The organism is Xanthomonas sp. NCPPB 3583 (assembly GCF_041475715.2).
Taxonomy (GTDB): domain Bacteria; phylum Pseudomonadota; class Gammaproteobacteria; order Xanthomonadales; family Xanthomonadaceae; genus Xanthomonas; species Xanthomonas euvesicatoria.
This window is the reverse complement of sequence record NZ_CM191263.1, coordinates 2,923,066-2,947,769: the sequence shown is the minus strand read 5'-3', so window position 1 is coordinate 2,947,769 and position 24,704 is coordinate 2,923,066. Positions and strand designations below refer to the sequence as shown.

Sequence of the window (24,704 nt, the reverse complement as noted above, 5' to 3'; positions counted from 1 at the left end):
CTGCTGCAACGCCTGCGTCGGCAGCGGCGCCTGGATTGGGTGCGGTTGCCGAATCCGGGTCCGCCGCGTCTGCCGCGTACACGCGACGCAGTTACGACCTGATCGTGATCGGCGCCGGCATTGTGGGCGCCGCTTGCGCGGAAGCGGCGGCGGGCGAGGGCCTTCGCGTGGCGATCGTCGAGCCGGGACCGATCGGCGGCGGCGCCACCGCCGCGGCGATGGGGCATTTGGTGGCGATGGACGACGACCCGGCCGAGCTGGCGTTGTCGGCGTATTCGCTGCGGCTATGGGAACGCTTCGCCACGCTCAGCGACGCCGAATTCAGCCGCTGCGGCACGCTGTGGGTGGCCCGCGATGCGCGCGAACTGGCGGCGGTGCCAGCCAAGATCGCGCGCCTGGCAACGGCCGGCCTGCATGCCGAAGCGATCGATGCCGCGCAGCTGTATGCGCTGGAGCCAGAGCTGGTGCCCGGGCTGGCTGGCGGCATGCGCGTGCCCGATGAAGCCGTGGTGTATCCGCCGCGGGTCGCGCGGCATTTGGTGGGCCTGGCCTGCACGTCCGGTGCACGCTTGTTTGCCGGCCGCCGCGTGGTGCAGCTGCAGGCGCATGCGGTGCGTCTGGACGATGGGCAGACGCTCGCCGGGCCGGTGCTGGTGGCCAGCGGTGTGGCCTTGCCGCAGTTGCTGCCCGAGCTGGCACTGCGCCCGCGCAAGGGCCATTTGGTGATCACCGACCGGCACCCGGGGCTGATCCGGCATCAGCTGCTGGAACTGGGCTATGCGGATTCGGCGCACGGGGCCGAGGACACCAGCGTGGCCTTCAATGTGCAGCCGCGGCCCACCGGGCAGATTCTGATCGGCTCCTCGCGCCAGTTCGGCGAGCACGACCGCGCCTTGTCGATGCCGGTGCTGCAGCAGATGTTGCAGCGCGCCTTTGCGTACCTGCCGGTCCTGCGCGAGCTGCAGGCGATCCGCGTGTGGACCGGCCTGCGTCCGGCCACGCCGGACGGGCGCCCGTATCTGGGGGTGGTGCCCGGCCGACGCGATGTTTGGGTGGCCGCCGGTCACGAGGGGTTGGGGGTCACCACGGCGCTGGGGAGCGCACGGCTGATCGTGGACAGCCTGCTCGGGCGCACCCCGGCCATCGACCCGGCGCCCTACGCACCGGCGCGTGCCGTGCAAGGAGCGCCCGCATGAGCGCGACGGTGCGTCTGCAGGTGGACGGGCGCATGGTCGAGGTGCCGGCCGGTGCCAGCGTGGCGGCGGCCGTGGCGCAGGCGACGTTGCAGTTTCGCCAATCGAGCAGTGGGCAAGCGCGCGCGCCCCTGTGCGGCATGGGCGTGTGTTTCGAATGCCGCGTGCGCATCGATGGCGTGGGACAGCAACGCGCCTGCCTGGTGGACGCATGCGATGGCATGCAGGTGCGCACCGATGGCTGAGCGCGTGCTGCATTTCGATGTGTTGGTGATCGGCGCCGGCCCGGCCGGGCTGGCGGCGGCGCAGGCGGCGGCCAGCCAAGGCGTGCGCGTGGGCGTGGTCGACATGCAGCCACGTACCGGCGGTCAGGTGTGGCGCAGCGATGTGCAACACGGCGCGCCGGCCGATGCGCGCGAATTGCGGCAGCAGGTGGCGGGCAATGCATCGATCACCGTGCTGACGCGCACGCAGATTGTGCTGGCGCAGCCGGGCTGGCTGCTGGCCGATGGCCCCGACGGCACGCTGCAACTGCATTACGCCGCCCTGGTGCTGGCCACCGGTGCGCGCGAATTGCTGTTGCCATTTCCAGGCTGGACCTTGCCCGGCGTCACCGGTGCCGGCGCCGCGCAGGCGCTGGCCAAGCAGGGCTGGCCGCTGGCGGGCAAGCGCGTGCTGGTGGCCGGCAGTGGCCCGTTGTTGCTGGCCAGTGCGGCCACGTTGCAACGGCATGGCGCGCAGGTGCTCGGCATTCACGAACAGACCTCGCCGGCCGCCTTGCGCCAGTTCGCACTGCAGTTGTGGCGCTGGCCGGGCAAGGCCGCGCAGGCGGTGGCCTTGCGCCTGCAGCTGCGTGCAGTGGCATATCGCGCCGGCAGCATCGTGGTTGCCGCGCATGGCGACACGCAGCTGCGCGAAGTGGAGCTCGCCGGGCCCGGCGGCCGCACGCGTCTGGCCTGCGATCAACTGGCGGTGGGCTATGGCCTGGTGCCCAACACCGAGCTTGCGCAATTGCTGGGTTGCCAGCTGCATGCCTGCGGCGCGCACCAGCAGGTGCAGGTGGATGCGCTGTTGCGTACCAGCGTTAACCAGATCTTTGCCGCCGGCGAAGTCTGCGGCATCGGCGGGCGCGATTGCGCATTGATCGAAGGAGCGATGGCCGGACACATGGCGGCCGATGCACCGGAGGCGGCGCTGCGTCTGCAGCCACGGCGTGACGCCGCGCGTGCGTTTGCCGATCTGCTGCAGCAGCACTTCGCGCTTGACCCGCGTATCCGCACGCTGGCGCAGGCGGACACCTTGATCTGCCGCTGCGAAGACGTACCGCTGGCCGCCCTGGACAGCTTCGACGATGCGCGCGACGCCAAGCTCGCCTCGCGCTGCGGCATGGGCGCCTGCCAGGGCCGTATCTGCGGCGCTGCGCTGGCCGAACTGGGGCGCTGCCCGCCCGATCTTTCTACCGACGCCGGCCGCCGGCCGCCGTTGTTCCCGGTCCGCCTCGCGGCGCTGGCCGACTCGTTCACTTCCGACTCGCAAGGGAAACATCCATGAGCAATGCTGCGTTCTGGCACGGCGTGCTGCCGGCCATCACCACCCCGTTCACCGCCAACGGCGACATCGACCACGAGTTCCTCGGCAAGCACGCAAATCAACTGGTGGATGCCGGTTGCACCGCGATCGTGCCGCTGGGCTCGTTGGGGGAGGCCGCGACCTTGAGCGTGGAAGACAAGCTGGCGATCCTGCGCACACTGGTCACCGCCCTGAACGGCCGCGTGCCGGTGGTGCCGGGCATCGCCAGCTTGGCCACCGGCGAAGCGGTCGCGCTGGCCAAGGCGGCCAAGGACATCGGCTGCGGCGGCTTGATGGTGCTGCCGCCGTACGTGTATTCCACCGACTGGCGCGAGATGGGCGCGCATGTGCGCGCGGTGATCGGCGCAACCGATCTGCCGGTGATCCTGTACAACAACCCAGTGGCCTACAAGACCGATTTCGGCCCGGCGCAGATCGCCGAGCTGGCCGCCGAATTCCCGAACCTGCAGGCAGTGAAGGAATCCTCCGGCGACGTGCGCCGCTTCGCTGCGCTGCAGGAATTGCTGGGCGATCGCCTGGCGCTGCTGGTGGGCATGGACGATGCCATCGTCGAAGGCCTGAGCATGGGCGCCAAGGGCTGGATCGCCGGCCTGGTCAATGCGTATCCGAAGGAATCGGTGCGCCTGTTCGAACTCGCCCGCGATGGCGGTTACCCGGCGGCCAGGGAGCTTTACCACTGGTTCCTGCCGCTGCTGCGCCTGGATACGGTGCCCACCTTCGTGCAGCTGATCAAACTGGTGCAGGCCAAGGTCGGCATGGGCAGCGAGCAGGTGCGTGCGCCGCGCCTGGTGGTGGCCGGCGCCGAGCGCGATGCCGCCTTGAAGGTGATCGACCATGCCATCGCCACCGCGCCTACATTGTCTTGATGGCGCACTGATGCTGCCCTGGTCCGTCGTGCCTGCGGGTGAGCGCCAGGTGCCAGTTGTGCCGATTCGTAGCACGCGCCCTGCCTGCGCGCGCCGCGATGCGTTGGCCGATGCGGATGTGGCATCCAGTGCTGCATCCTCATCGTCTTTTTGCTCTGCCGCCAGCGCACCGAGCGCAGGTCCTGCCTCCCTGTCACCGAAGGTGCCGCAATGAACGAGACGAACCACTCCATTCCCGCGGCCGCAGCCGAGATCCTGCTGGCAGGGCAATGGCAAGCCAGCCGCGCCGCCACCGGCAGTTTCCGCGCTGCCGACCCGGCCACCGGCGAGCCGATCGGGCCGTACTTTCCGGTCAGTGGTGCGGACGATGTGGAAGCGGCCGTGGTTGCGGCGCAGTCAGTGGCGGCGGCGTTGGCGGCCGCACCGGTCGAGCGGATCGCGGCCTTTCTGGAAGGCTATGCCGACGCGCTGGATGCCGATGCCGAGACCCTGGTCGCGCTGGCGCATGCCGAGACGGCGTTACCGGCGCCCACACGCTTGCGCGGTAACGAACTGCCGCGCACCAGCGGCCAACTGCGGCAGGCCGCACAGGCCGTGCGCAGCTACAGCTGGACCCAGCCCATCATCGACAGCGCGGCAGACCTGCGTTCGCACCTGGCGCCACTGGGCAAACCGGTGCTGGTGTTCGGCCCGAACAACTTTCCGTTCGCGTTCAATGCAATTGCCGGCAGCGATTTCGCCTCGGCGATTGCCGCGCGCAACCCGGTCATTGCCAAGGCGCATCCGTTGCATCCGGCCACCAGCCAGCGCATGGCGCAGCTCGCGCATCAGGCCTTGGTTGGGGCCGGTCTGCCTGCGGCGGCGGTGCAACTGCTGTATCACTTCGACACTGCCGTCGGCCTGCGCTTGGCAGGCGATGCGCGGCTGGGCGCGATCGGTTTCACTGGCAGCCGTGCCGGTGGGCTGGCACTGAAGGTGGCCGCAGACGCGGCGGGCGTGCCGTTTTATGCCGAGCTTTCCAGCGTCAACCCGGTCTTCCTGTTGCCGGGCGCGCTGGCCGAACGCGGCGACGCGCTTGCGCAGGAATTCTTCGCCTCCTGCACGCTGGGTAGCGGGCAGTTCTGCACCAACCCCGGTGTGGTGGTGGTGCCGCATGGCGCGGCTGGCGAGGCGTTCGTTGCGGCCACCAAGGCGCATTTCGAAGCGGCCATGCCGATGGTGCTGTTCTCCGCCGCCGGTGTAGAAGGCGTGCAACGCGGTGTGGCGAGCCTGCGTGCCGCCGGCGCCAGCATGCTGGCCGGCGGACACACCGGCGAGGATGGCTACCGTTATGCGCCGACCTTGTTGAGCGTGGATGCGCAAGCCTTTCTGGCCAACCCGCACGCCCTGCAGGCCGAAGCCTTCGGCCCGGTGAGCCTGCTGGTGCGCGCAGCCGATGTGGCGCAGATGGCACAGGTGGCTGCCGCGTTCGAAGGCAACCTGACCGGCACGTTGTACCGCGCGGCCGACGGCAGCGACGATGCGGCGTGGCAGACCATTGCCCCGGTATTGCGCGCGCGGGTGGGGCGGTTGATCAACAGCAAGATGCCGACCGGCGTGGCCGTGAGCGCGGCGCAGAACCACGGCGGCCCGTTCCCGAGCACCGGGCATCCGGGCTTCACGGCGGTGGGCATGCCCGGCGCCATCCGCCGTTTTGCCGCCTTGCACAGCTACGACGCGGTGCCCGATGCACTGCTGCCTGCCGAACTGCGCCAGCGCAATCCGGGCGGCGTGGCACGTCTGGTCGATGGGCAATGGAGCACGGCCGATCTTGGAGCCGGCGCATGAGCAGCCAGATCGGCGGGCTGTCGCTTGCGCAAGCGCGTGCGCAACTGACGCCGTGGACACAACGCGCCGCGCCGATCGCCACGGACGAATACGAGCGCCGCATCGAGCGTGCGCGCACCCTCATGCGCGCGCATGGCGTGGATGCGCTGTTGATCGGTGCCGGCACGTCGCTGCGCTATTTCACCGGCGTGCCGTGGGGGGCGAGCGAGCGTCTGGTGGCCCTGCTGCTGACGCTGGATGGCGAGCCGGTGCTGATCTGCCCGATGTTCGAGGAAGGCTCGCTGGATGCGGTGCTGAAGATCCCGGTGACCAAATACCTGTGGGAAGAGCACGACGACCCGTACGCACTGGTGGTACAGGCCATGGACGAGCGCCATGCGCATGCCCTGGCGCTGGACCCGGGCATTGCGTTCGCCGTGCATACCGGTCTGCGTGCGCATCTGGGCAAGGCCATTCGTGATGCCGGCGCGATCATCGATGGCTGCCGCATGTGCAAGTCGCCGGCCGAGCTGGCATTGATGCAGCAGGCTTGCGATATGACCTTGCTGGTGCAGCGGCTGGCGGCCGGTATCGCACACGAGGGCATCGGGACCGATGAACTGGTGCGCTTCATCGACCAGGCGCACCGCGCGCTGGGCGCCGACAACGGATCGACCTTCTGTATCGTGCAGTACGGCCACGCCACTGCGTTTCCGCACGGCATCCCGGGTGTGCAGCACCTGCGCGAAGGCGAACTGGTGTTGATCGACACCGGCTGCACCGTGCAGGGCTACCACTCCGACATCACCCGCACCTGGATCTATGGCGCGGCCAACGACGCGCAGCAGCGCATCTGGGACCTGGAGCAGGCCGCGCAGGCGGCGGCATTCGCAGCGATCCGCCCGGGCGTGGCATGCGAGGCGGTGGATCAGGCCGCGCGCAAGGTGCTGGAGGCAGCCGGGCTCGGCCCCGACTATCGATTGCCCGGGTTGCCGCATCGCACCGGTCACGGCTGCGGCCTGGCGATTCATGAGGCGCCTTACCTGGTGCGCGGCAATGCGCTGCCGTTGCAGCCGGGCATGTGTGCCAGCAACGAGCCGATGATCGTGGTGCCGGAACAGTTCGGCGTGCGCCTGGAAGACCATTTCCACGTGACCGACGATGGCGCGCAGTGGTTCACGCCGCCGTCGGTGGCGATCGATCAACCGTTTGCGTGAGCCGTTACAGGTTCACGCACGCGTAGGAGCGCACCCGGGCGCGACGGGCAGTCCCGATGAAGCCGTCGCGCTCAGGCGCGCTCCTACAGCCGCCATTGCATCTTGGAGTGAATGCATGAAACACCTGCGTCCCGTTGCCATCGGTCTACTCGCCGCGGCCTTGGTCACCGCCTGCAAGCCGGCGCCGCCCGCAGCGGAGCGGGCGGCTACACCTGCCTCCGCCTCGACCGGCGAGCAGGCTGCCAAGGCCTTCGATGCGCTGCTGGACAAGCAGTGGCAGTACCAACTGCAGCACAACCCCGAGTTCGCCAGCATCATCGGCGACAAGCGCTACAACGACCGCTGGAGCGATTACTCGCTGGAGGCCGTGCAGGCAGAGCGCAGCGCAACGGCCGACCTGCTCAAGCAGTTCGAAGCGGTGGATGCCAAGACGCTGGACGAGCAACGCCAGCTCAGCCTGCAGATGATGCTGGGCCAGTTGCGCGACAAGCTGGAAGGGATCGACCTGAAAACCTATGCAATGCCGCTGGAACCGATCGGCGGCATACAGTTGGCGTTGGCCGGCTACGGCGATGCCTTCCCGTTCGAAAATGCCAAGGATTACCAGGACTACATCAAGCGGTTGCAGGCGATTCCTACGGTGATCGACCAGGTGATCGCGGTGTCGCGGCAGGGGGCGAAGGAGGGCCTCACCCAGCCGCGTTATCTGCTGGAGCGCCTACCCGAGCAGATCGACAAGATTGCGGCCTTGACCGGGGAGCAGAGCCCGTTCGCCTCGCCATTGAAAAAGCTCGACGCCGCCGTACCGGCCGATCAACGCGATGTGCTGCGCCAACAGCTGCTCGCCGCGATCGACCAACAGGTGCGCCCGGCTTACGCAAAGCTGGCCGCGTTCGTCCGCGACGAATATGCCGCGCAGGGGCGCGCGCAGGAAGGTGTCTGGTCGCTGCCCGATGGCGAGCGCCGCTATCGTTACGCCATCCACACCCAGACCACCACCGACATGGCGCCGGAGGACATCCACCAGATTGGTCTGAAGGAGGTGGCGCGCATCGAAGGCGAGATGACGCAGATCGCCAAGGCGCAGGGTTTTGCGGATCTGGCCAGCTTCCGCAAGGCCGTGGAGACCGACAAGCGACACTTCGCCACCTCGGGCGAGCAGATCCTGCAGCAATACCGCCAGTACATCGCAGCGATGCAACCGCAGCTACCGAAGTTGTTCGGCCATCTGCCCAAGACCCCGCTGGAAGTGCAGGCGATGCCGGCGTTCCGGCGTACCGCACCGGGCGCCGAATACTGGCAGAGCAATCCGGAAGGCACCAAGCCGGCGATCGTGAAGGTCAACACCAGTGACTTCGCCAGCCGCACGTTGATCAATATCGAAACCACCGCCTACCACGAAGGCGTGCCCGGGCATCACCTGCAGATCTCGCTTGCGCAGACATTGCCGTTGCCGCCGTTCCGCCAGCAGGCCGGCTACAACGCCTATATCGAAGGTTGGGCGCTGTATGCCGAGCGCCTGGGCAAGGAGATCGGTTTCTTCAAAGATCCGTACAACGACTATGGGCGCCTGTCCGGCGAATTGCTGCGCGCCAACCGGTTGGTGCTCGACACCGGCGTGCACTACAAGCACTGGAACCGCCAGCAAATGGTGGATTTCTTCCACGCACATCCGTCCGATGACGAGCCCAGCATCCAGTCTGAAACCGATCGCTACATCGTGTGGCCGGGCCAAGCGCTGGGGTACAAGCTCGGCCAGCTGCAGATCCTGGCGCTGCGTGCGGAAGCCGAGAAGGAACTCGGTGAGCGCTTCGATGTGCGTGCCTTCCACGATGCGGTGCTGGGCGGAGGCGCGATGCCGCTGGCACTGTTGCAGCAACGGGTGCGGCAGTGGATTGCGCAGGCCAAGGCGGCGCCGGAGGCACACCCATGAGCACCACCAGCGCGTTACGCGCAAGCACATTGACCCTGTTGATTGCGGCCTGCCTGGGCGGGCTGGCCTTGCCTGTGCACGCGGCCGAGGCTGCGGCTGCGGCCACACAGAACACTGCAGCGGCACGCTTCAAGGCCTTGTACACACGCGAGTGGCGCTGGCGCCAGGCGCAGGCGTCGGGCGCGGTGGATGAAGACAACCAGGCCACGCAGGAGCAACAGGCCGACCATCTGCCCAAGGTCGATGTCGCCACGCAGAACCAGCGCACGGCGTATTGGCAACAGGTGTTGAAGGAACTGGATGCCATCCCGCAGGCACAGTTGTCGGCCGAAGATCAGGTGAGCTACCAAGTGTATCGGCAGCAATTGCAGGTACTGCTGGACCAGCAGCATTTTCGCGCCTGGGAAATGCCGTTCAATAGCGACTCGGCGTTCTGGAGCGATCTGGGCTTCAGCGCCGAGGCCACGCTGCGCACGCGCGAGGATTACCAGCGTTATCTGAAGATGTTGGCCGACATCCCGCGCTATTTCGCCGAGCACACCGACAATATGCGCGCCGGGCTGGCGCGCGGTTTCACCCAGCCGCGGGTCACGATGACCGGGCGCGACCAGTCCATCGCCGATGTGGCGCAGGCCAAAGGCGAGGCCAACCCGTTCTACGCGCCGTTCAAGCAGATGCCGGCGACGCTGCCGGCCGATGTGCAGGCGCAACTGCGCCAGCAGGCAGTCAAGGCCATCGATACACAGGTGGTGCCGGCATACGCCAAGCTGCTGGATTTCATCCGCAATGACTACCAGCCGCGCGCACGCACCACGCTGGCCGGCGAAGCGTTGCCGGACGGCCAGGCGTATTACCGTGCGCAGATTCGCGAGTTCACTACGCTGGATTTGAGCCCTGACCAGATCCATCAGATCGGCTTGCAGGAGGTGGCCAAGCTGCGCACGCAGATGGACCAGACCATCGCGGCCAGCGGCTTCAAGCCGCCGGCCGGGCAGGCGGTGTTCCCGGCGTTTCTGCACTTCCTGCGGACCGACCCGCAGTTCTACGCCAAGACCCCGGAAGAGTTGCTCAAGCAGGCGGCGTGGATCGCCAAGCGCGTGGACGCCAAGGTGGGCGATTACATCGGCCGGCTGCCGCGCCGTCGCTTCGCCATCGAGCCGGTGCCGCCGGAGCTGGCGCCGTTCTACACCGGCGGTCGCGGTGGGCCGGGCATCTATCTGGTCAACACCTACAACCTGCCGTCGCGACCGCTGTACAACCTGACCGCGCTGACACTGCATGAGTCCTCGCCGGGCCACGCATTGCAGATGCCGCTCGCGGCAGAGGCGCAAGGCTTGCCGGAGTTCCGTCGCTACGGCTTCATCTCCGCCTACGGTGAAGGCTGGGCGCTGTATTCGGAGTATCTGGGCCAGGAAATGGGCATGTACGACACGCCCTATGACCGCTTCGGTTACCTGACCTACCAGATGTGGCGCGCCTGCCGCCTGGTGATCGATACCGGCATCCACCACAAGGGCTGGACGCGCGAGCAGGCGCAGGCCTACCTGCGCGACAACACTGCGCTCAGCGAGCACGAAGTCACCACCGAGGTGGACCGCTACATCGCCTGGCCGGGGCAGGCGCTGTCGTATTACCTGGGCGAGCTGAAAATACTGGAGCTACGCCGCAAGGCAGAAGCCGCGCTGGGCGAAAAGTTCGACCTGCGCAACTTCCACGATGCGGTGCTGCAGACCGGTTCGGTGCCATTACCGGTGCTGGAAGCGCGCATCGACCGCTTCATCGCCGATGGCGGCGTGTCGCCTTACCCGCCGGATGACCCGGCAGAGGCATCGGCAGAGGCATCGGCAGAGGCGAAGGCCTCTGCCAGCGACTGACACGTGCGCGCACGTGATGCTCTAAGTGCAGTAACCGCGCTTTCCACACTTCGGGGCGACGTATGACCACACACGCTGCGACTACGCAAGGCAAGTTCCACAAGCGCCTCAGCCTCACCGACCTGACCTTTATCGGGCTGGGTTCGATCTTCGGTTCCGGGTGGTTGTTTTCGGCCAGCCATGTCTCATCGATCGCGGGGCCGGCCGGCATCGTGTCGTGGATACTCGGCGGTATCGCGGTGCTGCTGCTCGGGCTGGTGTATTGCGAACTCGGCGCGGCATTGCCGCGCGCCGGCGGAGTGGTGCGCTACCCGGAGTATTCGCATGGCGCCTTGCTCGGTTCGCTGACCGGCTTCATCACCTTGATCGCGTTCTCCAGCCTGATCGCGATCGAAGTGGAGGCGGCGCGGCAATACGCAGCGGCGTGGTTCCCGTGGTTGAGCCAGCCGAACAGTACCCATCCCAGCGTGGCGGGTTGGCTGGTGCAGCTGGCCTTGCTGGTGCTGTTTTTCGTACTCAACTATTTCAGCGTCAAGACCTTCGCGCTGGCCAACAACATCGTCAGCATCTTCAAGTTTCTGGTGCCGATCCTGGTGATCGTGCTGCTGATGCAGCACTTCGATGCCGGCAATCTGAGCGTGCATGGGTTCGCGCCCTCTGGCATGGCGGGTGTGGAAGCGGCGATCTCGGCCGGGGGCATCATCTTCGCGTATCTGGGGTTGACGCCGATCGTGTCGGTGGCCAGTGAGGTGCGCGACCCGCAGCGCAATATTCCGATTGCGCTGATCCTGTCGGTGGCGCTGTCCACGGTGATTTACGTGCTGCTGCAGCTGGCGTTCCTGGGCAGCATCCCGGCCGCGCAGCTCGCGCAAGGCTGGGCGGGCATCGACAAGGCCTTCTCGCTGCCGTATCACGACATCGCCCTGGCCTTGGGCATGGCGTGGCTGGCTGCGCTGGTGATCTGCGATGCGATGGTCTCGCCCAGCGGCACCGGCAACATCTACATGAATGCCACGCCGCGCGTGGTGTACGGCTGGGCGCGCAGTGGCGGGTTCTTGCCGGTGCTGACGCGGGTGGACCCGGCGTCGGGTATCCCGCGTCCGGCACTGTGGTTGAGCCTGGGGTTGTCGATCTTCTGGACGCTGCCGTTTCCCTCGTGGGAAACGCTGATCGGGGTGGTGTCGGCCGCCTTGGTGCTGAGCTATGCGGTGGCGCCGATCACGGTGGCGGCCCTGCGCCGCAGCGCGCCGGACTTGCCACGCCCATTTTTCGTGCGTGGCCTGCCGGTGATGGGGCCGCTGTCGTTCATGGTTGCGGCGTTGATCGTGTACTGGTCCACCTGGCCGACCTTGTCGTGGTTGCTTGGCTTGCAGGTGCTGGCATTCGTGCTGTACGTGCTATTTCGCCTGCCTTCGCGCCAGGGCCGCGCGCGCCTGGTGCGGCAGGTACGCGCGTCGCTGTGGCTGATCGTGTTCTTCGTGCTGGTGATGCTGGTGTCGTGGGCGGGCACGTTCGGTGGACATGGCTGGATTGCGCATCCCTTCGATACGTTGAGCGTGGCGGTCATCGCGTTCTGCATCTATCACTGGGGCGCACGCAGCGGTTTGCGCAGCGACGAGCTTGCGCTGGAGGAGGACGATGGTGAGTGATGCGCGCCGCCGCGCATTTGGTTTGCGTCGATGGTCTGCGCTGGCCGGGTACATGATGGTGTTGTCGGGTGCTGTGCAGGCTGCGCCCAGCGTTGCCGATTACCAACGTTCGCTGGGTTTGCGCGAGCAGTGGATCACGCTGACGGAGAATGTCGCCTGGCCGGCGCAATGGCAGGACAATGGCAGGTTCTATTACCGCAAGACGGTGCCGGGCGGCTTTGCGTTTGTCAGTGCCGATGTGGCCACCTTGCAGAAGCAGCCGGCCTTCGATCAGGCACGCGTGGCGCAGGGCCTGAGTGCGGCAACCGGCAAGCCCTATGCGTCGCTGCGTCTGCCGTTCGAGCAGTTTTCGTTTTCAACCGAGGGCGAACGCAGCGATGGCGCCATTGTCTTCGCACTGGGCGATGCGCCCTGGCGTTGCACGCTGACCACCTACCACTGCGCGCCCGATGCTCGGCTGCAGGCCACTTCACGCCCACGCGGTTTCGGCGTGGTGCGCGACCCGCTGGTGCCGGCCGACACCGCGCCGCGTCGCTCGCCGGATGCCAGGTGGGAGGTGTTGGCCGATGGTTGGAACCTGGTGTTGCGCCGTGTCGCCGACGGGCAGGTCACCCGGCTCAGCAGTGACGGCCGTGCCGATGACTATTTCGATCTGGAAAGTGTTGCCTGGTCGCCGGATTCGCGGCAGCTGGCGGTGTATCGCGTGCGTCCGGGGCTGGCTCGCCGTGTCACCCGCGTCGAAGCCGCGCCTGCCGGCGCTGGGCAACCGGTGGTGCACACCCAGTTGTATCCCAAGCCGGGCGATGCGGTGGATGTGGAACGGCCGGTGCTGTTCTCCCTGGACGGAACACGTCGCGACGTGGACACGGCGTTGTTCGACAACCCGTATTCGTTGTCGCCGCTGCAGTGGCGCAGCGACGGGCGCAGTGTCGCGTTCGACTATGTGCAACGCGGCTTCCAGCGCATGCGCGTGATTGCGGTGGATGCACGCAGCGGGCGCGCGCGCGTGGCAGTCGGCGAAGACGCCCGCACCTTCGTGTATGCCGACCGCAGCTTTCGCCACGACGTAGACGCGCGTGGCGATGAGGTGCTGTGGATCTCCGAGCGCGATGGCTGGCGGCACCTGTATCTGTTCGATGGACGCAGCGGCAAGGTGAAGCGCCAGCTCACCCGCGGGCCGTGGGTGGTGCGCGATGTGCTGCGCGTGGACGATGCGCAACGCCGCATCTGGTTCACTGCCAGCGGGATGGATGCGGGCAAGGACCCGTACGACCGGCAGCTCTACAGCGTTGATTTCGACGGCCGCCGGTTGACCCGCCTGACCCACGCCGATGCCGACCACGACGTGGCCATTGCCGATGATGGCCTGCATTACGTCGATGTCTATTCGCGTCCGGACCTGCCGCCGGTGATGGAGCTGCACGCCATCGATGGCCCGCTGCTGCACACCGTGGAGCGTGGCACGATCGACAAGCTGCAGGCCGCCGGCTGGCGCGCGCCGGAGACCTTCGTGGCCAAGGGGCGCGACGGCACCACCGATATCTGGGGCATGGTGGTGCGTCCGCGCGACTACGATCCGCGCAAGACCTATCCGGTGATCGAAAACATCTATGCGGGGCCGCACGATTCCTTCGTGCCCAAGACGTTCTGGCCGTTCGGTTATCACTCCGGCGGCGACAAGCAGATCGGCATGCAGGCGCAGGCCGATCTGGGTTTCATCGTGGTGATGATCGACGGCATGGGGACCGCCAATCGCTCCAAGGCGTTTCATGATGTCGCGTGGAAAAACCTGGGCGATTCAGGGTTTGCCGACCGCATTGCCTGGCATCGTGCGCTGGCGGCCAAGGACCCGTCCTACGACATCAGCCGCGTCGGCATCTACGGTGCATCGGCCGGCGGGCAGAGCACGCTGGGAGCGCTCGAGCGTCACCCGGAGTTCTACAAGGTGGGCGTTGCGTTCGCCGGGTGCTACGACAACCGCATGGACAAGATCAGCTGGAACGAGCAGTGGATGGGCTGGCCGGTGGATGCCAGCTACGCCGCAGCCTCGGGCGTGGTCAATGCGAGCAAGCTGCAGGGCGACCTGCTGCTGATCGTGGGCGAGCAGGACAGCAATGTGGATCCGGCGTCCACCGCACAAGTCGTCGATGCCCTGATCAAGGCCGGCAAGGAATTCGACCTGCTCACCGTGCCGGGTGGCGAGCATTCGGTTGGCCGCTCCAGCGGGCCGATCGATTACGTGCAACGTCGCCAGTACGACTTCTTCGTGCGCCACCTGCGCAACGAGCCTACGCCGCACTGGAATTCCCTGCCATCGGAGACGCAATGATGCGTTTGTTTGCTCGATTCAAGCCGCAGCGGCGCAGCCGGGTGGCGGGTCTGCTGTGGTCGCTGGCATTGCTGGCTGGCAACGCACCGTTGCTTGCGGCCGCCGAAGAACTGCCGCGCTTCGTCACCAAGGACGGCCGCCACGCGGTGTTTGTCGATGGTGCGCCGTATACCATCCTGGCCGCGCAGTTGCATAACTCCAGCGCATGGCCGGCGGTATTGCCCAAGGCATTGGACGATGTGGTTGCCCTGCACGCCAATACGGTGGAAGCGCCTGTGTACTGGGAGCAGTTCGAGCCGGCACAGGGCCGCTTCGACACGACCAATGTGGACGCGCTGATTGCCGGCGCCCGCAAGCGTGGCCTGCGTGTCGCGCTCCTGTGGTTCGGTAGCTGGAAGAACGGCCAGATGCATTACGTGCCCGAATGGATCAAGCGCGACGAGGCGACGTACCCGCGCATGCGCGATGCCAATGGCGAGCCGGTGGATGTGTTGTCGCCCCATGTGGCCGCCAACATGCAGGCCGATGCGCGTGCGTTCACCGCGTTGATGCAGCATCTGCGCAAGGTGGATGGCGACCGCCACACGGTGATTCTGGTGCAGGTGGAAAACGAGCCCGGCGCGATCGGCACCGTGCGCGATCACGGCCCGGCAGGCGAGGCAGCGTTTGCGCAACCGGTACCAGCCGCGATTGCGCGCGCACTCGGCAAACCGCAGGGCAGCTGGCAGCAACTGTTCGGCGCCGAAGCTGCCGAAGCGTTCAACGCATATGCAACCGCTGCTTACATCGAACAGGTGGCCGCCGCGGGCAAGCGTGTCTATCCGCTGCCGTTCTACGTCAACACCTGGCTGCGCTACAAGGGCAAGCGCTATCCGGGCATGGACTATCCGTCCGGCGGCGCGACGGTGAACGTATTCGCGTTGTGGCGCGCGGCCACGCCGTCGATCGATTTCATTGGTACCGACATCTACACCAGCGACTACACCGAATACACCAAGGTCGTCGGCCAATACGCGCGGCCCGATAATCCGGCCTGGGTCTCGGAAACCGGCTTCGAAGCTGCCACTGCGCCGTATCTGTTCCATGTGCTGGGGCAGGGCGGGGTCGGCTTTTCGGTGTTCGGCATGGATGGCAACCACGACAGCGAGGCCAACCGCGCAGCGGTTGCAGCCCATGCGGCCAACTTCACGCTGCTGGCGCCGATGCAGCGGATCGTGGCGCAGGCCGCCTTCGACGGCCGCCTGCAGGCGGTGGCCGAGCAGCCCGGCGCGCCACAGCGCACGCTGCGCTTCGGCGAGTGGGAGGCCAAGGTGTCGTTCGGTGCGCCCATGTGGGGCGATGCGCCGCCCATTCTGCCCGGCAACGACGACCACGCCGGCCGGCTGCTGGTGGCCCAACTGGGGCCGGAGGAATTCCTGGTGACCGGTATGGCTGCGCGCATTGAATTTTTTCGCGACGCGGCCGATACCCGTCATGGACAACTGTTGCGGGTGGAGCAGGGACGGTATGTCGACGGGCGCTGGCAGATGGAAAGGCAGCTCAACGGCGACCAGACCGACTACGGCCTCAACTTCGGGCGTGTGGATGCAAACGGCAATGTGCCTGTGGTGTTGCGGGTGCGGGTCGGGACTTACTGAGCCTTGCTGACCGTGTCGCTGCTGCCTTCGGCCTGTTGTCTGCAATGGGTTGAGCCTTGTTCGAATCTTCACCGCCATGTCGGAGCCACCATGAGCATCAGCAGCATCGCAAGTTCCGGAATGCAGGTCGCCGCGCTGCGCCAGCAGGTGGCGGCCAGCAATGTGGCCCGTCAGCCAGTGGACGGCAGCCCACGTCAGTCTGTCGCGGCCACGACCCAGGCCAATGGCGGCGTGGCGGCCAGTGTGGTGAATGCCAACGCCGATCCATCTGCGCCAGCCGGCGATCTGGTCGAAGGTCTATCGGCACGCAACGATTTCCAGGCGAATGCCAATGTGCTGCGGCGCGCCGACGAGATGCTGGGGAGCTTGCTGGATGTGGTGACCTAAGCAGTTCGAAGTGGATGAAAGCTGCCACCGACCCGTTGCCCCAGGGGCACGGGTCCCCGTTTGATGGCCCGCCCGGTACCACCTGGTGCCACCTGGTGCGGCCCGGCCGCCATGCCGCCGTCGTTTCGCGTCGGGATGCGCTGCGCATACCTTGCTTGTAACGCCACCGCCGTTCGCGTTTCCAATGCAGCGCCTTCATGCGACTGCGCAGTGGAGCGGTGCCCTTGCGGCCGGTACATCGGCATTCAACGCCAACCCGCATATGGCCCCGGCCGGTCACACGATGTGCGCGCCGGTCAATCGGGTCGCAACACCTCCGTCAGGCGTGCACCGTCGGGCACGCCCAAGCCGGTATTGGCGTCCCAGCCGGTGGATGCACGGAAGCCGGCGTTATCGCCGGCAACGATGTCGCGGAATGCGTCCGGTCGACCGTACAGGCGCGGCAATACGAAATGGGGTTGCATGCGGTTTGCGCCGTAGATGCGTGCCAGCAAGGCCGCCCATAACGGCGCGGCGGCGCTGGTGCCGCCCATCACGGCCGGCTGCCCATTGATCGACAGGTAGTAACCGGTCTGCGCGTCGGCATTGGCCGCCACATCGGGAACGCCGCGCATGCCCAGCTGGCGCGACTGGTGCCGTGCATCAGTGATGCGCAGATCCTTCTGCCAGGCAGGGCGTGCAAAGAACCTGCTTTCTCCCCCGCCGCCGTTCGCCCAGGCTTGTTCGTTGGCGCTGTCGGCCGTGACCTGGAGCCGAGTGCCGCCGCAGGCGAGCACGAACGGGCTGGATGCGGGAAAGCAGACATTCAATCCTGGCTGCCCGTCGCTGGCGCCATCGTCGCCAGCGGCAATGCATACGGTGATGCCCATCAGTGCAGCGGCCTGAAACGCACCGTTGTAGGCCTGGCGCGATTGCGGCGTCCATTGCGATTCGGTGAAACCCCAGCTGATGGCAATGACGCCGGGAGAATGCTCTGCATCGTGGATGGCGGCGTTGATCGCTTCCAGAAAGCTGTTGTCGGTGTTGGGCGCGAAATACACCACCAGTTTGGCGCCCGGCGCGATTGCCCCGGCAATCTGGATATCCATCTGCGCTTCGACATCGGCATCTGCATTGCCGCGACTGACGTTGTTGGTGGCCCCGGGCAACAGCACATCGACCAGTGTCGGCATGGGGACGCGCAGCTGCGCGAAATAGGCGGCCATCTGCGCGCGTGCATAGCCGCCGCCCAGCACGATGATGCCGATGCATTGACCCTGCCCGTCGTGCTCGGGAAAGCCGTAGAGCTGCGCCAGCTGCGGCGGGGTGTATTGCATGATCGGACCATCTTCACTGCCGGCCGGTGCAGTGGCCTGTAGCGCAGGCGGCGAGGATGCAGTCGCCTCGGGCGCGCTGGGCAGCGTCTGAGCCTGCGGGCGTGCGTCCAGCCCGAGCACGGCGGTGACGATGCCGCCCAGGGTCTGTGGAATCGATACCGGGCCGGTGCGTCCGCGATAGCGCATCGCACCATCGACATAGTCGCGCAAGCTGACCTGGAATGCGGCCTCGCATTGCTGCACGGTGCCCTCCAGGATCACGTTGCCGCTGTCTGCGTGCGCGTGCTCCATCGTCAAACCATAGCGGGCGGCAAAGTCGGCAACGGCCTGCAGATCTGTCGCACTGGCGGCGAAGCGTTCGCTGAACTCCGCGCGCGTGAGCGCAATCGGTAGCGTATTGGGCTGCAGGTGCAGCAGCGCATCGGCAGCGGCATTCAATGCCGGCATCCGCACCGCGAGCAGGACGCGCAGGCGTTCGTCCTGCGGCGGTTGTCCGGCCTCGATGGTGGAGGGGGCGATACGGCGCTCACTGCCAGCCAGGATCGTGTGCATGCGGGGGAGAACTCCATCGAAGTGGTGAGCCAAAGTGGGTTGGTGCAGATCCAAATGTAGCCGGCGCGTGCTGCGCGACCACCGCGGCACGCGCGGCTGCCAGTAGCACGGCAGTGTGCATTCAATGCCATGCGCGAGCTGTCTGTGCAGCGGGGTACCGCGTGCGATGGACTGCAATACGAAGCACGGACGCATCGATTGGTGGGCCACCGGCCAATGGCACGCAACGGCAAGCGGTTGCAGCAAGATCAGCATCGCCTGCCTGCGCCTCAGATCCTGCGACAGCGTGCCGCGTGGCCGCGTGGCTTGCGGCGCTGGCGGCCTGGCGCATCCAGGCGCCGGCGCGGACGGCGGCAGGCAGTCACCGCCTGGGCGTGATGTGCGGATTTCCGCACGGGTGTCCGACCGCTGTCACAAGACGTCGTGCATGAACGCGCGCACGATGGGCCACGATCATTCGAGGGAGCAACGATGGACCGTAGAACCTTTCTGCGTCAGGGCATGGCGGCCACCGCGGCGGTCGGTGCAGGTGCCGCGCTGGCAACGCCGGCCACGGCGCCGGCTGCGAGCACGCCGCCGGCGCCGGCACTGCCCCGCCTGGAACCGCTGCCTTCGGTCGCGCATGTCGGTAGCGCGTTGTGCAGCTTCACCCACCTGCAGCAGCATTGGACCGTCTACGAGCATCTGGACGATGCGCAAGGCCAGCTCACGTTGTGGAGCGACAGCGGCATGCTGCGGCTGGACAAGCGCACCGAGCCGGCGTATCCGGCCGCGGGCACGCCGTATTTCGGGCTGCCGCTGGCGCAGGTGGCCATGGCCGAAGCCGACCTGCTGGCCGACCGCCTGCTGCACGATGGCGACCCGGACGAGGCACAGGTGCGCGAGGTGGCACCGCCGCCCGCCTCCTTGCTCGATCCCAAGGACAATGGCGGGCGCTGGCCGTGGACCACGTTCGTCGGTACACGCGAAAGCCTGGACACCATGCCCATCCTGCCCAACGGCCGCAGCCGCACCTCGCGGCCGGAACACGCGTTTGCCGAACTGGGCGAAGAGGCGCTGATCAAACGCCGCGAAGAAGGCATGCTTGGCGGCTGGATGCCGGCGGTGCGCAAGGTGATGCGCCGCGAGGGCGAGCCCGACAGCTGGTACGACGTGCTGGTGTTTGCCGACGTGCGGGCACGCGATCGCTTCGTGGTGCAAACCTGGCACCGCACGATGAAGGTGAAGGCCGGCGCCATCGTCGCGGTGCACTACACGCATAGCTACCCGGAATTTGCGCCCTCGCGCAGCGCCGCCACCGCCGAACAGTTCTACGCGGCACTGATCGATTTCGCTGCGTATTGGCAGCAGGCGCTGGACGGCACCGTGCAGGCGCAATTTCCCGATGCCAGCTGGAACGACATGGCGCAGTTCGCGTTTGCGCGCGAGCTGGTGGTGCGCCCCGGCGGCGATTACCCCAAGTATGGCGCAGTGGAACGCGACTACTACGGCAACGAATACGACGGTTTCCAGGACACGTTGACCAGCTCGCTGTATGCCAATCTCGAGTGGGGACGTTTTGCACAAGCCGCGGCGGTGCTCGATAACTACTTCGATGAGTTCGTGCAGGACGATGGCCTGCCGAACATGCGCGGGCCGGAAGTCGGGCAGTTCGGGCTCACCTTGTCGTTGCTGGCGCGGTATCTGCGTTACACCGGCGATGCGCTACGGCTGCGCCGTCTGCTGCCCAAGATCGCCGCCACCGCGCAGGTGTTGTGCGCCTTGCACGACCAGGCGCTGGCATTGCCGCGCACGGCGCATGGGCATGGGTTGCTGCACGGCTGGAACGAATCCGATGCCTGCCTGTTTCCCGATCCATCGCGATGGTGGAAACCGTATTACGCCAACAGCGCGTTGACCATCCGCGGCTGGGAAGACATCGCACAGGTGTGGAGCGCACTCGATGGAGATGCTGGCCAGGCCACGCAATGGCAACGCCGCGCCAAGCAGCTGCGTACGCGGCTGGAAGCCAGCCTGCGTGCCAACGTGCGTCGCGACCTCTCCCCGCCGTACGTGGGCCCGTTGCCCGGGACCACATTGACCTTCCGCCAATCGTTGCTGCAGGAAAAGCCCAGCGAACAGCAATGGCCGCACCGTGCATATGCCGAACTGCTGCAGGCCGATGTGTTGCCGGACGATCTGGCCCACCTGGTGATCGATTGCCTGCGTGGCCACGGCGGCACCAGCATTGGCGTGGTGGCCAACATCGCACCGCCGGAGCCGGGCAGCCGCGATCTGCTCGGTTTCATTTCCTACGGCTACGCGCAACAGCTGCTGCGGCTGGATCGCATCGAAGAATATCTGTTGTTCGTCTACGCGCATCGTTATCAGGTGCACACGCGCGGCAGTTGGACGGCCGGGGAAGTCAGCGGCATCACCGGCGGCATGCCGTTGTTCTGCATACCGGCGCAGATGACCATCCCTTTGCTGCTGCGCTGGATGCTGGTCAGCGACGATGGCGCCGGCGATCAGTTGTTTCTCGCGCGTGCGCTGCCGCGCGCGTGGCTGGGCAGCGGTGCGCCGGTGGGCATCACCGCAGCGCCAACGCGCTGGGGCACGGTCACCTTGACGCTGCGCACCGAGACTGCGGCGCGTTGCATCCGTGCCGACGTGCAGTTGCCGGAACGCGCACCTGCACGTACCTGGCTCACCTTGCGCACACCCGCAGGCACACGCCTGCAGCGCGTGCTGGTCGATGGCAGACCGGCGCAAGTACAGGGCCCGCATGCAGATCGGGTGGCCTTGCCTGGCGCTGCTGCACTGGTGAAGGTGCAGGCGTGGTACGCCTGACAACGGCGATACGATGATCAGGCGTTGCCGTTGTTGCCGTTGTTGCCGTTGTTGCAATGTTGCTGGACAGCGCGCACCGCAGTGCCGCTTCGCTGTTCGCATGCAGGTGCTGTGGTCGATCACAGAGACCAGGGCACATCGCATGATCGTGCCGAGATGTCGCTGTTTGGGCAATGCAGGCATGCCCGAAAGCAGGCGCAAGCACGCGATTTTCCGCATGCGTCCCGCCTAAATTCGTCAAGACGGCGCAGTGGCGTTGTCGCAAGATTTTTTTAACGTTACGCGTGTGCCAAGCATGCGCTCTCAGGGGAGAGCGGTGTCGTTGCAGTTGCCGTCCTTGCATGCGGAGAGACCTGCCGTTGAGACGGCAGGCCGGTGCAGTCTCTGTCGTGATCGTTCCCTCCATCTGTGCGCTGCGGCGGTGCGGCTTGGCCGTGCGCGGTCATGCAGGAAGGTGGGCCGTACCCTGTGTCAGTACAAGGATTTCCGATGTCGTCCAGCCGCCATGCTGTTGTTCCCAAACGGCGCGTCTTGCAGACCACCCGGCTCGTCAACGCGCTGCTGTTTGCACTGGCGGTCGCCGCCGTGCCGGCTGCCGCGCAACAGCGTGGCGATGGTGCAGGCGAAGCCACCCAGACGCTGGATCAGATCAACGTCACCGGCACCCATCTGCGCCGCGTCGACGCCGAAACCGCCAGCCCGGTCGTGGTGATCGACCGGCAGCGTATCGAAGACAGCGGGCAGAACACGCTGGGGCAGCTGCTGCAGCGCTTGCCGATGATGGCCGGCTTCCAGACCGGGCCTGCGCTCAACTCCAACTTCAGTCACGGCCGCGCGCTGGTGTCGCTCCGCAATCTCGGGCCCGAGCGCACGTTGGTGCTGGTCAACGGCCATCGCATGGCAGGGCCTGCCAGCAGCGTGGCGTCGGCGCCCGGCGTGGACGTCAACGCAATCCCCGCCGCGATGGTGGAGCGCGTGGAAGTGCTCACCGATGGAGCGTCGTCGGTATACGGCTCCGATGCGATCGGCGGCGTGGTCAATGTCATCCTCAAGGACAAGTACGACGGATTCGCCGCCACCGCGGACTACGCGCAGAGTACGCATGGCGATGCCAATCGACGCACGCTCGGGCTGGAATGGGGCAAGACCTGGGACCGCGGTGGGCTGATCGTGGGGCTCAGCCAAAACTCGATGAACCCGGTGTTCAATCGCGACCGCAGTTATGCGGCCAAGGCGGTGGAATATCTCGATGGGCAGGTCAGCGAGGTTCGCGGCGCCAACACCCGTGCCTTCCTGACCGACGGGCGCGTGCTGACGCCGGTGGACGGCGTCGCGCCGGGTCCGGTCGGCGAAGAGGCTTTTCGCCCCTACAATCGCGCCACCGACAGCTACAACGTCTACGACGCGCAGTACCTGATCACCCCGATCAAGCGCACCAATGCCTCGCTGCACGGCAGTTTCGACTTCACCCCCAGCGTGCAGGGCTACATGGACGTGTTCTGGACGCGCAGCAAGACGGTCTCGCGCTTGGATGCCTACGGGATGGAAATGCCGGACGCGGTAGACAACTACTACAACCCGTTCGGCGATCAACTGGACGCCTACTATCTGCGCTCGCCGCAGGCCAATACGCGCGTCTACACCTCCACCATGTTCCAGACCAATGTCGTGGCCGGCGTGCGCGGGCGCGTGGACGGCAGCAGTTGGCAGTGGGATGCAGCGGCCGGCTATGCGCGCTACAAGGACACCTTGGTGCGCACCGGTTTTTCGATCACCTCGGCGTTGAATAACGCGGTAGGCGCTTCGTTCCTGGACAGCGACGGGGTCGTGAAATGCGGCGCGCCGGGCGCCGTGATCGTCGGCTGCACGCCGATCAATGTTTTCAACCCCAGCGACCCGGCCACCATCGCCGCATTGCGTGGCACGCAGCGGCCGGTGGATCTGATCGACGAAAGCCAGATGCGCTTTGTCGATATCAGCGCCAATGGCGATCTGTTCAAGCTGCCGGCCGGAAGGGTGCAGGCGGCCGTCGGCCTGGTGTATCGCACCAACAAGTTCGCGCAGGGGACGACCAGCGACGTGGCCGCTGCCGATGCCGATGGCAATTGCGACTACAACGATGGCTGCATCCTCAAGCAGGGGCGCGAGGAGTCGGTCAGGGAAGCCTATGCGGAATTGCTGGTGCCGCTGTTGAAGGACGTGCCGTTCGCAAACGTGTTGAACCTGAACCTGGGCTCGCGCTATTCCAACTACGACGCCTGGGGCAACACCACCAACAGCAAGGTTGCGATCGAATGGCGGCCGATTGCGAATCTCTTGGTGCGTGCCACCGGCTCGCAGGTGTTCAGGGCGCCGGCGCTGGGCGATTTGTATGGCTCGCCCTACAACAGCGTGATCGACAACACCGGCGATTTCCAGGACCCGTGCACAGGCTTTACCGGCGCACCCAATCCGGCCTGCGCGAACGTGCCCAACGATGGCAGCTTCACCAACACCGCGCAGTTCAACGTGGTGACCTCCGGCGCCAATAACGTGGGCTTCAAGCTCAAGCCCGAGCGTGGCCGCTCCTACAATGTCGGGTTGGTCTATGACCCGGATCAGGTGCGCGGGCTGTCGCTCAACGTCGACAGCTGGCGGGTCGTGCTGGACGACATGCTGACCGGTGTCGGATATCAGCAGGTCGTCAGCGATTGCTTCGACGGCAGCGAAGCGGCCTTCTGTCCGCTGATTCAGCGCGATGCCACCGGACAGCTGACGCGGGTGTCGGTGCCGTTCGCGTACAACAGCGGCAAGGTCGATATTCGCGGCTACGACGCCGGCATTCATTACACGTTGGCCGACACCGCCTGGGGCACGTTTGCGACGGGGCTGGATGCAACGTTCTTCTCCAGCTATCGCTTTGCAGGCGATCCGCATAATTACGTCGGCGAAAATTCCAGCTGGGGCAACATGCCGCGCTGGCGTGCCGTGGCCAATTTGACCTGGGACAGCGGCCCGTGGCATGCAAGCTGGAACACCCGCTATCTGGGCCGCACGGTCAACGGTAGCCAGTACGAAAATTTCTGCGTCGACACCAATGCCGATGGCAGTTGCGCGTATTTCCCGATTGGCTCGGTGGTGTATCACGACGCCTCGTTGAGCCGGAAGATCGCATCGCTGCATAGCACGCTGGCGGTAGGAATCGACAACCTGGGCGACCGCAAGCCGCCACGGTTCTACAGCTACTCCAATGCGGCCAATACCGAAGCGAGCACCTACGACACGCTCGGGCGCTATGTCTGGAGCCGGCTGCGAGTGGAGTTCTAGCACGTCTAGAAAGGCAGCCGGCAGGGGTTAGGCAGAGTAGACGGTGCATCTGCAACGCAGTGGACGCGCGGGACATGCCGCATCGAGCGACGCTGCGTGGACCTGGCGGAGAGCTTCAGTTGACCTGCACGGCCTGCGTCAGCCGGCAGGCGCGGCCGGCGGTTCGCGTCATTTGCAACAGTCGGTGCGTGTGGTGGCGAAGCACGCACAGCGAGGTTCG

General features: G+C 66.3%; 15 protein-coding genes. 14 read left to right on the top strand and 1 reads right to left on the bottom strand.

Going from position 1 to position 24,704, the window contains the following annotated elements:
* Nucleotides 1-35 precede the first annotated feature (35 nt).
* The 12 genes from ACCQ07_RS12890 (at nucleotide 36) to ACCQ07_RS12835 (ending at nucleotide 16,481) form a co-directional block, all read left to right on the top strand.
* A complete protein-coding gene (locus tag ACCQ07_RS12890) occupies nucleotides 36-1,196 on the top strand; it encodes an NAD(P)/FAD-dependent oxidoreductase (protein WP_372165831.1) in 1,161 nt (386 codons plus the stop codon).
* Nucleotides 1,193-1,438, top strand: coding sequence for a 2Fe-2S iron-sulfur cluster-binding protein (locus ACCQ07_RS12885; RefSeq protein ID WP_008571374.1), 246 nt, complete (start codon nucleotides 1,193-1,195; stop codon nucleotides 1,436-1,438). The genes ACCQ07_RS12890 and ACCQ07_RS12885 overlap by 4 nt, the downstream gene beginning before the upstream one ends.
* Nucleotides 1,431-2,744, top strand: coding sequence for an FAD-dependent oxidoreductase (locus ACCQ07_RS12880; protein WP_372163950.1), 1,314 nt, complete (start codon nucleotides 1,431-1,433; stop codon nucleotides 2,742-2,744). The genes ACCQ07_RS12885 and ACCQ07_RS12880 overlap by 8 nt, the downstream gene beginning before the upstream one ends.
* Complete coding sequence (locus ACCQ07_RS12875) at nucleotides 2,741-3,649, top strand: dihydrodipicolinate synthase family protein (protein WP_057682163.1); 909 nt, start codon at nucleotides 2,741-2,743, stop codon at nucleotides 3,647-3,649. The genes ACCQ07_RS12880 and ACCQ07_RS12875 overlap by 4 nt, the downstream gene beginning before the upstream one ends.
* Nucleotides 3,650-3,859: 210 nt before the next feature.
* Nucleotides 3,860-5,476, top strand: a complete 1,617-nt coding sequence (locus tag ACCQ07_RS12870) for an aldehyde dehydrogenase (NADP(+)) (RefSeq protein WP_209261869.1) — start codon at nucleotides 3,860-3,862, stop codon at nucleotides 5,474-5,476.
* A complete protein-coding gene (locus ACCQ07_RS12865) occupies nucleotides 5,473-6,672 on the top strand; it encodes a M24 family metallopeptidase (protein WP_014090452.1) in 1,200 nt (399 codons plus the stop codon). The genes ACCQ07_RS12870 and ACCQ07_RS12865 overlap by 4 nt, the downstream gene beginning before the upstream one ends.
* A gap of 115 nt (nucleotides 6,673-6,787) precedes the next feature.
* Nucleotides 6,788-8,605, top strand: coding sequence for a DUF885 domain-containing protein (locus tag ACCQ07_RS12860; protein ID WP_372363379.1), 1,818 nt, complete (start codon nucleotides 6,788-6,790; stop codon nucleotides 8,603-8,605).
* Complete coding sequence (locus tag ACCQ07_RS12855) at nucleotides 8,602-10,479, top strand: DUF885 domain-containing protein (RefSeq protein ID WP_372356270.1); 1,878 nt, start codon at nucleotides 8,602-8,604, stop codon at nucleotides 10,477-10,479. The genes ACCQ07_RS12860 and ACCQ07_RS12855 overlap by 4 nt, the downstream gene beginning before the upstream one ends.
* 62 nt (nucleotides 10,480-10,541) lie before the next feature.
* Complete coding sequence (locus ACCQ07_RS12850; protein ID WP_029220255.1) at nucleotides 10,542-12,128, top strand: APC family permease; 1,587 nt, start codon at nucleotides 10,542-10,544, stop codon at nucleotides 12,126-12,128.
* Complete coding sequence (locus ACCQ07_RS12845; protein ID WP_372363378.1) at nucleotides 12,118-14,457, top strand: S9 family peptidase; 2,340 nt, start codon at nucleotides 12,118-12,120, stop codon at nucleotides 14,455-14,457. Before ACCQ07_RS12850 ends, ACCQ07_RS12845 begins: the two co-directional genes overlap by 11 nt.
* On the top strand, nucleotides 14,457-16,094 hold the full coding sequence (locus tag ACCQ07_RS12840; RefSeq protein WP_211242522.1) for a DUF5597 domain-containing protein: 1,638 nt from the start codon (nucleotides 14,457-14,459) through the stop codon (nucleotides 16,092-16,094). The genes ACCQ07_RS12845 and ACCQ07_RS12840 overlap by 1 nt, the downstream gene beginning before the upstream one ends.
* Before the next feature lie 90 nt (nucleotides 16,095-16,184).
* A complete protein-coding gene (locus tag ACCQ07_RS12835) occupies nucleotides 16,185-16,481 on the top strand; it encodes a flagellar basal body rod protein FlgC (RefSeq protein ID WP_031423173.1) in 297 nt (98 codons plus the stop codon).
* Nucleotides 16,482-16,777: 296 nt separating this feature from the next.
* On the opposite strand, the gene ACCQ07_RS12830 is transcribed toward ACCQ07_RS12835, so the two are convergent.
* Nucleotides 16,778-18,349: a S53 family peptidase gene (locus ACCQ07_RS12830; RefSeq protein WP_071118340.1), complete on the bottom strand. Its 1,572-nt coding sequence runs from the start codon at nucleotides 18,347-18,349 to the stop codon at nucleotides 16,778-16,780.
* A 471-nt stretch (nucleotides 18,350-18,820) separates the two neighbouring features.
* On the opposite strand from ACCQ07_RS12830, the gene ACCQ07_RS12825 reads away from it, so the two are divergent.
* Both ACCQ07_RS12825 and ACCQ07_RS12820 read left to right on the top strand, forming a co-directional pair.
* On the top strand, nucleotides 18,821-21,178 hold the full coding sequence (locus ACCQ07_RS12825) for a glucosidase family protein (RefSeq protein WP_372363377.1): 2,358 nt from the start codon (nucleotides 18,821-18,823) through the stop codon (nucleotides 21,176-21,178).
* A gap of 489 nt (nucleotides 21,179-21,667) precedes the next feature.
* The gene (locus tag ACCQ07_RS12820; protein WP_372363376.1) at nucleotides 21,668-24,484 is read left to right on the top strand and encodes a TonB-dependent receptor domain-containing protein; all 2,817 of its coding nucleotides are present in this window, start codon (nucleotides 21,668-21,670) and stop codon (nucleotides 24,482-24,484) included.
* The last annotated feature ends 220 nt before the right edge of the window (nucleotides 24,485-24,704 follow it).

Excerpts from the sequence above, each read along its gene's own strand:
- ACCQ07_RS12885 (WP_008571374.1), top strand. The coding sequence starts at position 1,193 with ATGAGCGCGACGGTGCGTCTGCAGGTGGACGGGCGCATGGTCGAGGTG.
- ACCQ07_RS12880 (WP_372163950.1), top strand. The coding sequence starts at position 1,431 with ATGGCTGAGCGCGTGCTGCATTTCGATGTGTTGGTGATCGGCGCCGGC.
- ACCQ07_RS12875 (WP_057682163.1), top strand. The coding sequence starts at position 2,741 with ATGAGCAATGCTGCGTTCTGGCACGGCGTGCTGCCGGCCATCACCACC.
- ACCQ07_RS12870 (WP_209261869.1), top strand. The coding sequence starts at position 3,860 with ATGAACGAGACGAACCACTCCATTCCCGCGGCCGCAGCCGAGATCCTG.
- ACCQ07_RS12865 (WP_014090452.1), top strand. The coding sequence starts at position 5,473 with ATGAGCAGCCAGATCGGCGGGCTGTCGCTTGCGCAAGCGCGTGCGCAA.
- ACCQ07_RS12860 (WP_372363379.1), top strand. The coding sequence starts at position 6,788 with ATGAAACACCTGCGTCCCGTTGCCATCGGTCTACTCGCCGCGGCCTTG.
- ACCQ07_RS12855 (WP_372356270.1), top strand. The coding sequence starts at position 8,602 with ATGAGCACCACCAGCGCGTTACGCGCAAGCACATTGACCCTGTTGATT.
- ACCQ07_RS12850 (WP_029220255.1), top strand. The coding sequence starts at position 10,542 with ATGACCACACACGCTGCGACTACGCAAGGCAAGTTCCACAAGCGCCTC.
- ACCQ07_RS12845 (WP_372363378.1), top strand. The coding sequence starts at position 12,118 with ATGGTGAGTGATGCGCGCCGCCGCGCATTTGGTTTGCGTCGATGGTCT.
- ACCQ07_RS12840 (WP_211242522.1), top strand. The coding sequence starts at position 14,457 with ATGCGTTTGTTTGCTCGATTCAAGCCGCAGCGGCGCAGCCGGGTGGCG.
- ACCQ07_RS12835 (WP_031423173.1), top strand. The coding sequence starts at position 16,185 with ATGAGCATCAGCAGCATCGCAAGTTCCGGAATGCAGGTCGCCGCGCTG.
- ACCQ07_RS12830 (WP_071118340.1), bottom strand. The coding sequence starts at position 18,349 with ATGCACACGATCCTGGCTGGCAGTGAGCGCCGTATCGCCCCCTCCACC.
- ACCQ07_RS12825 (WP_372363377.1), top strand. The coding sequence starts at position 18,821 with ATGGACCGTAGAACCTTTCTGCGTCAGGGCATGGCGGCCACCGCGGCG.
- ACCQ07_RS12820 (WP_372363376.1), top strand. The coding sequence starts at position 21,668 with ATGTCGTCCAGCCGCCATGCTGTTGTTCCCAAACGGCGCGTCTTGCAG.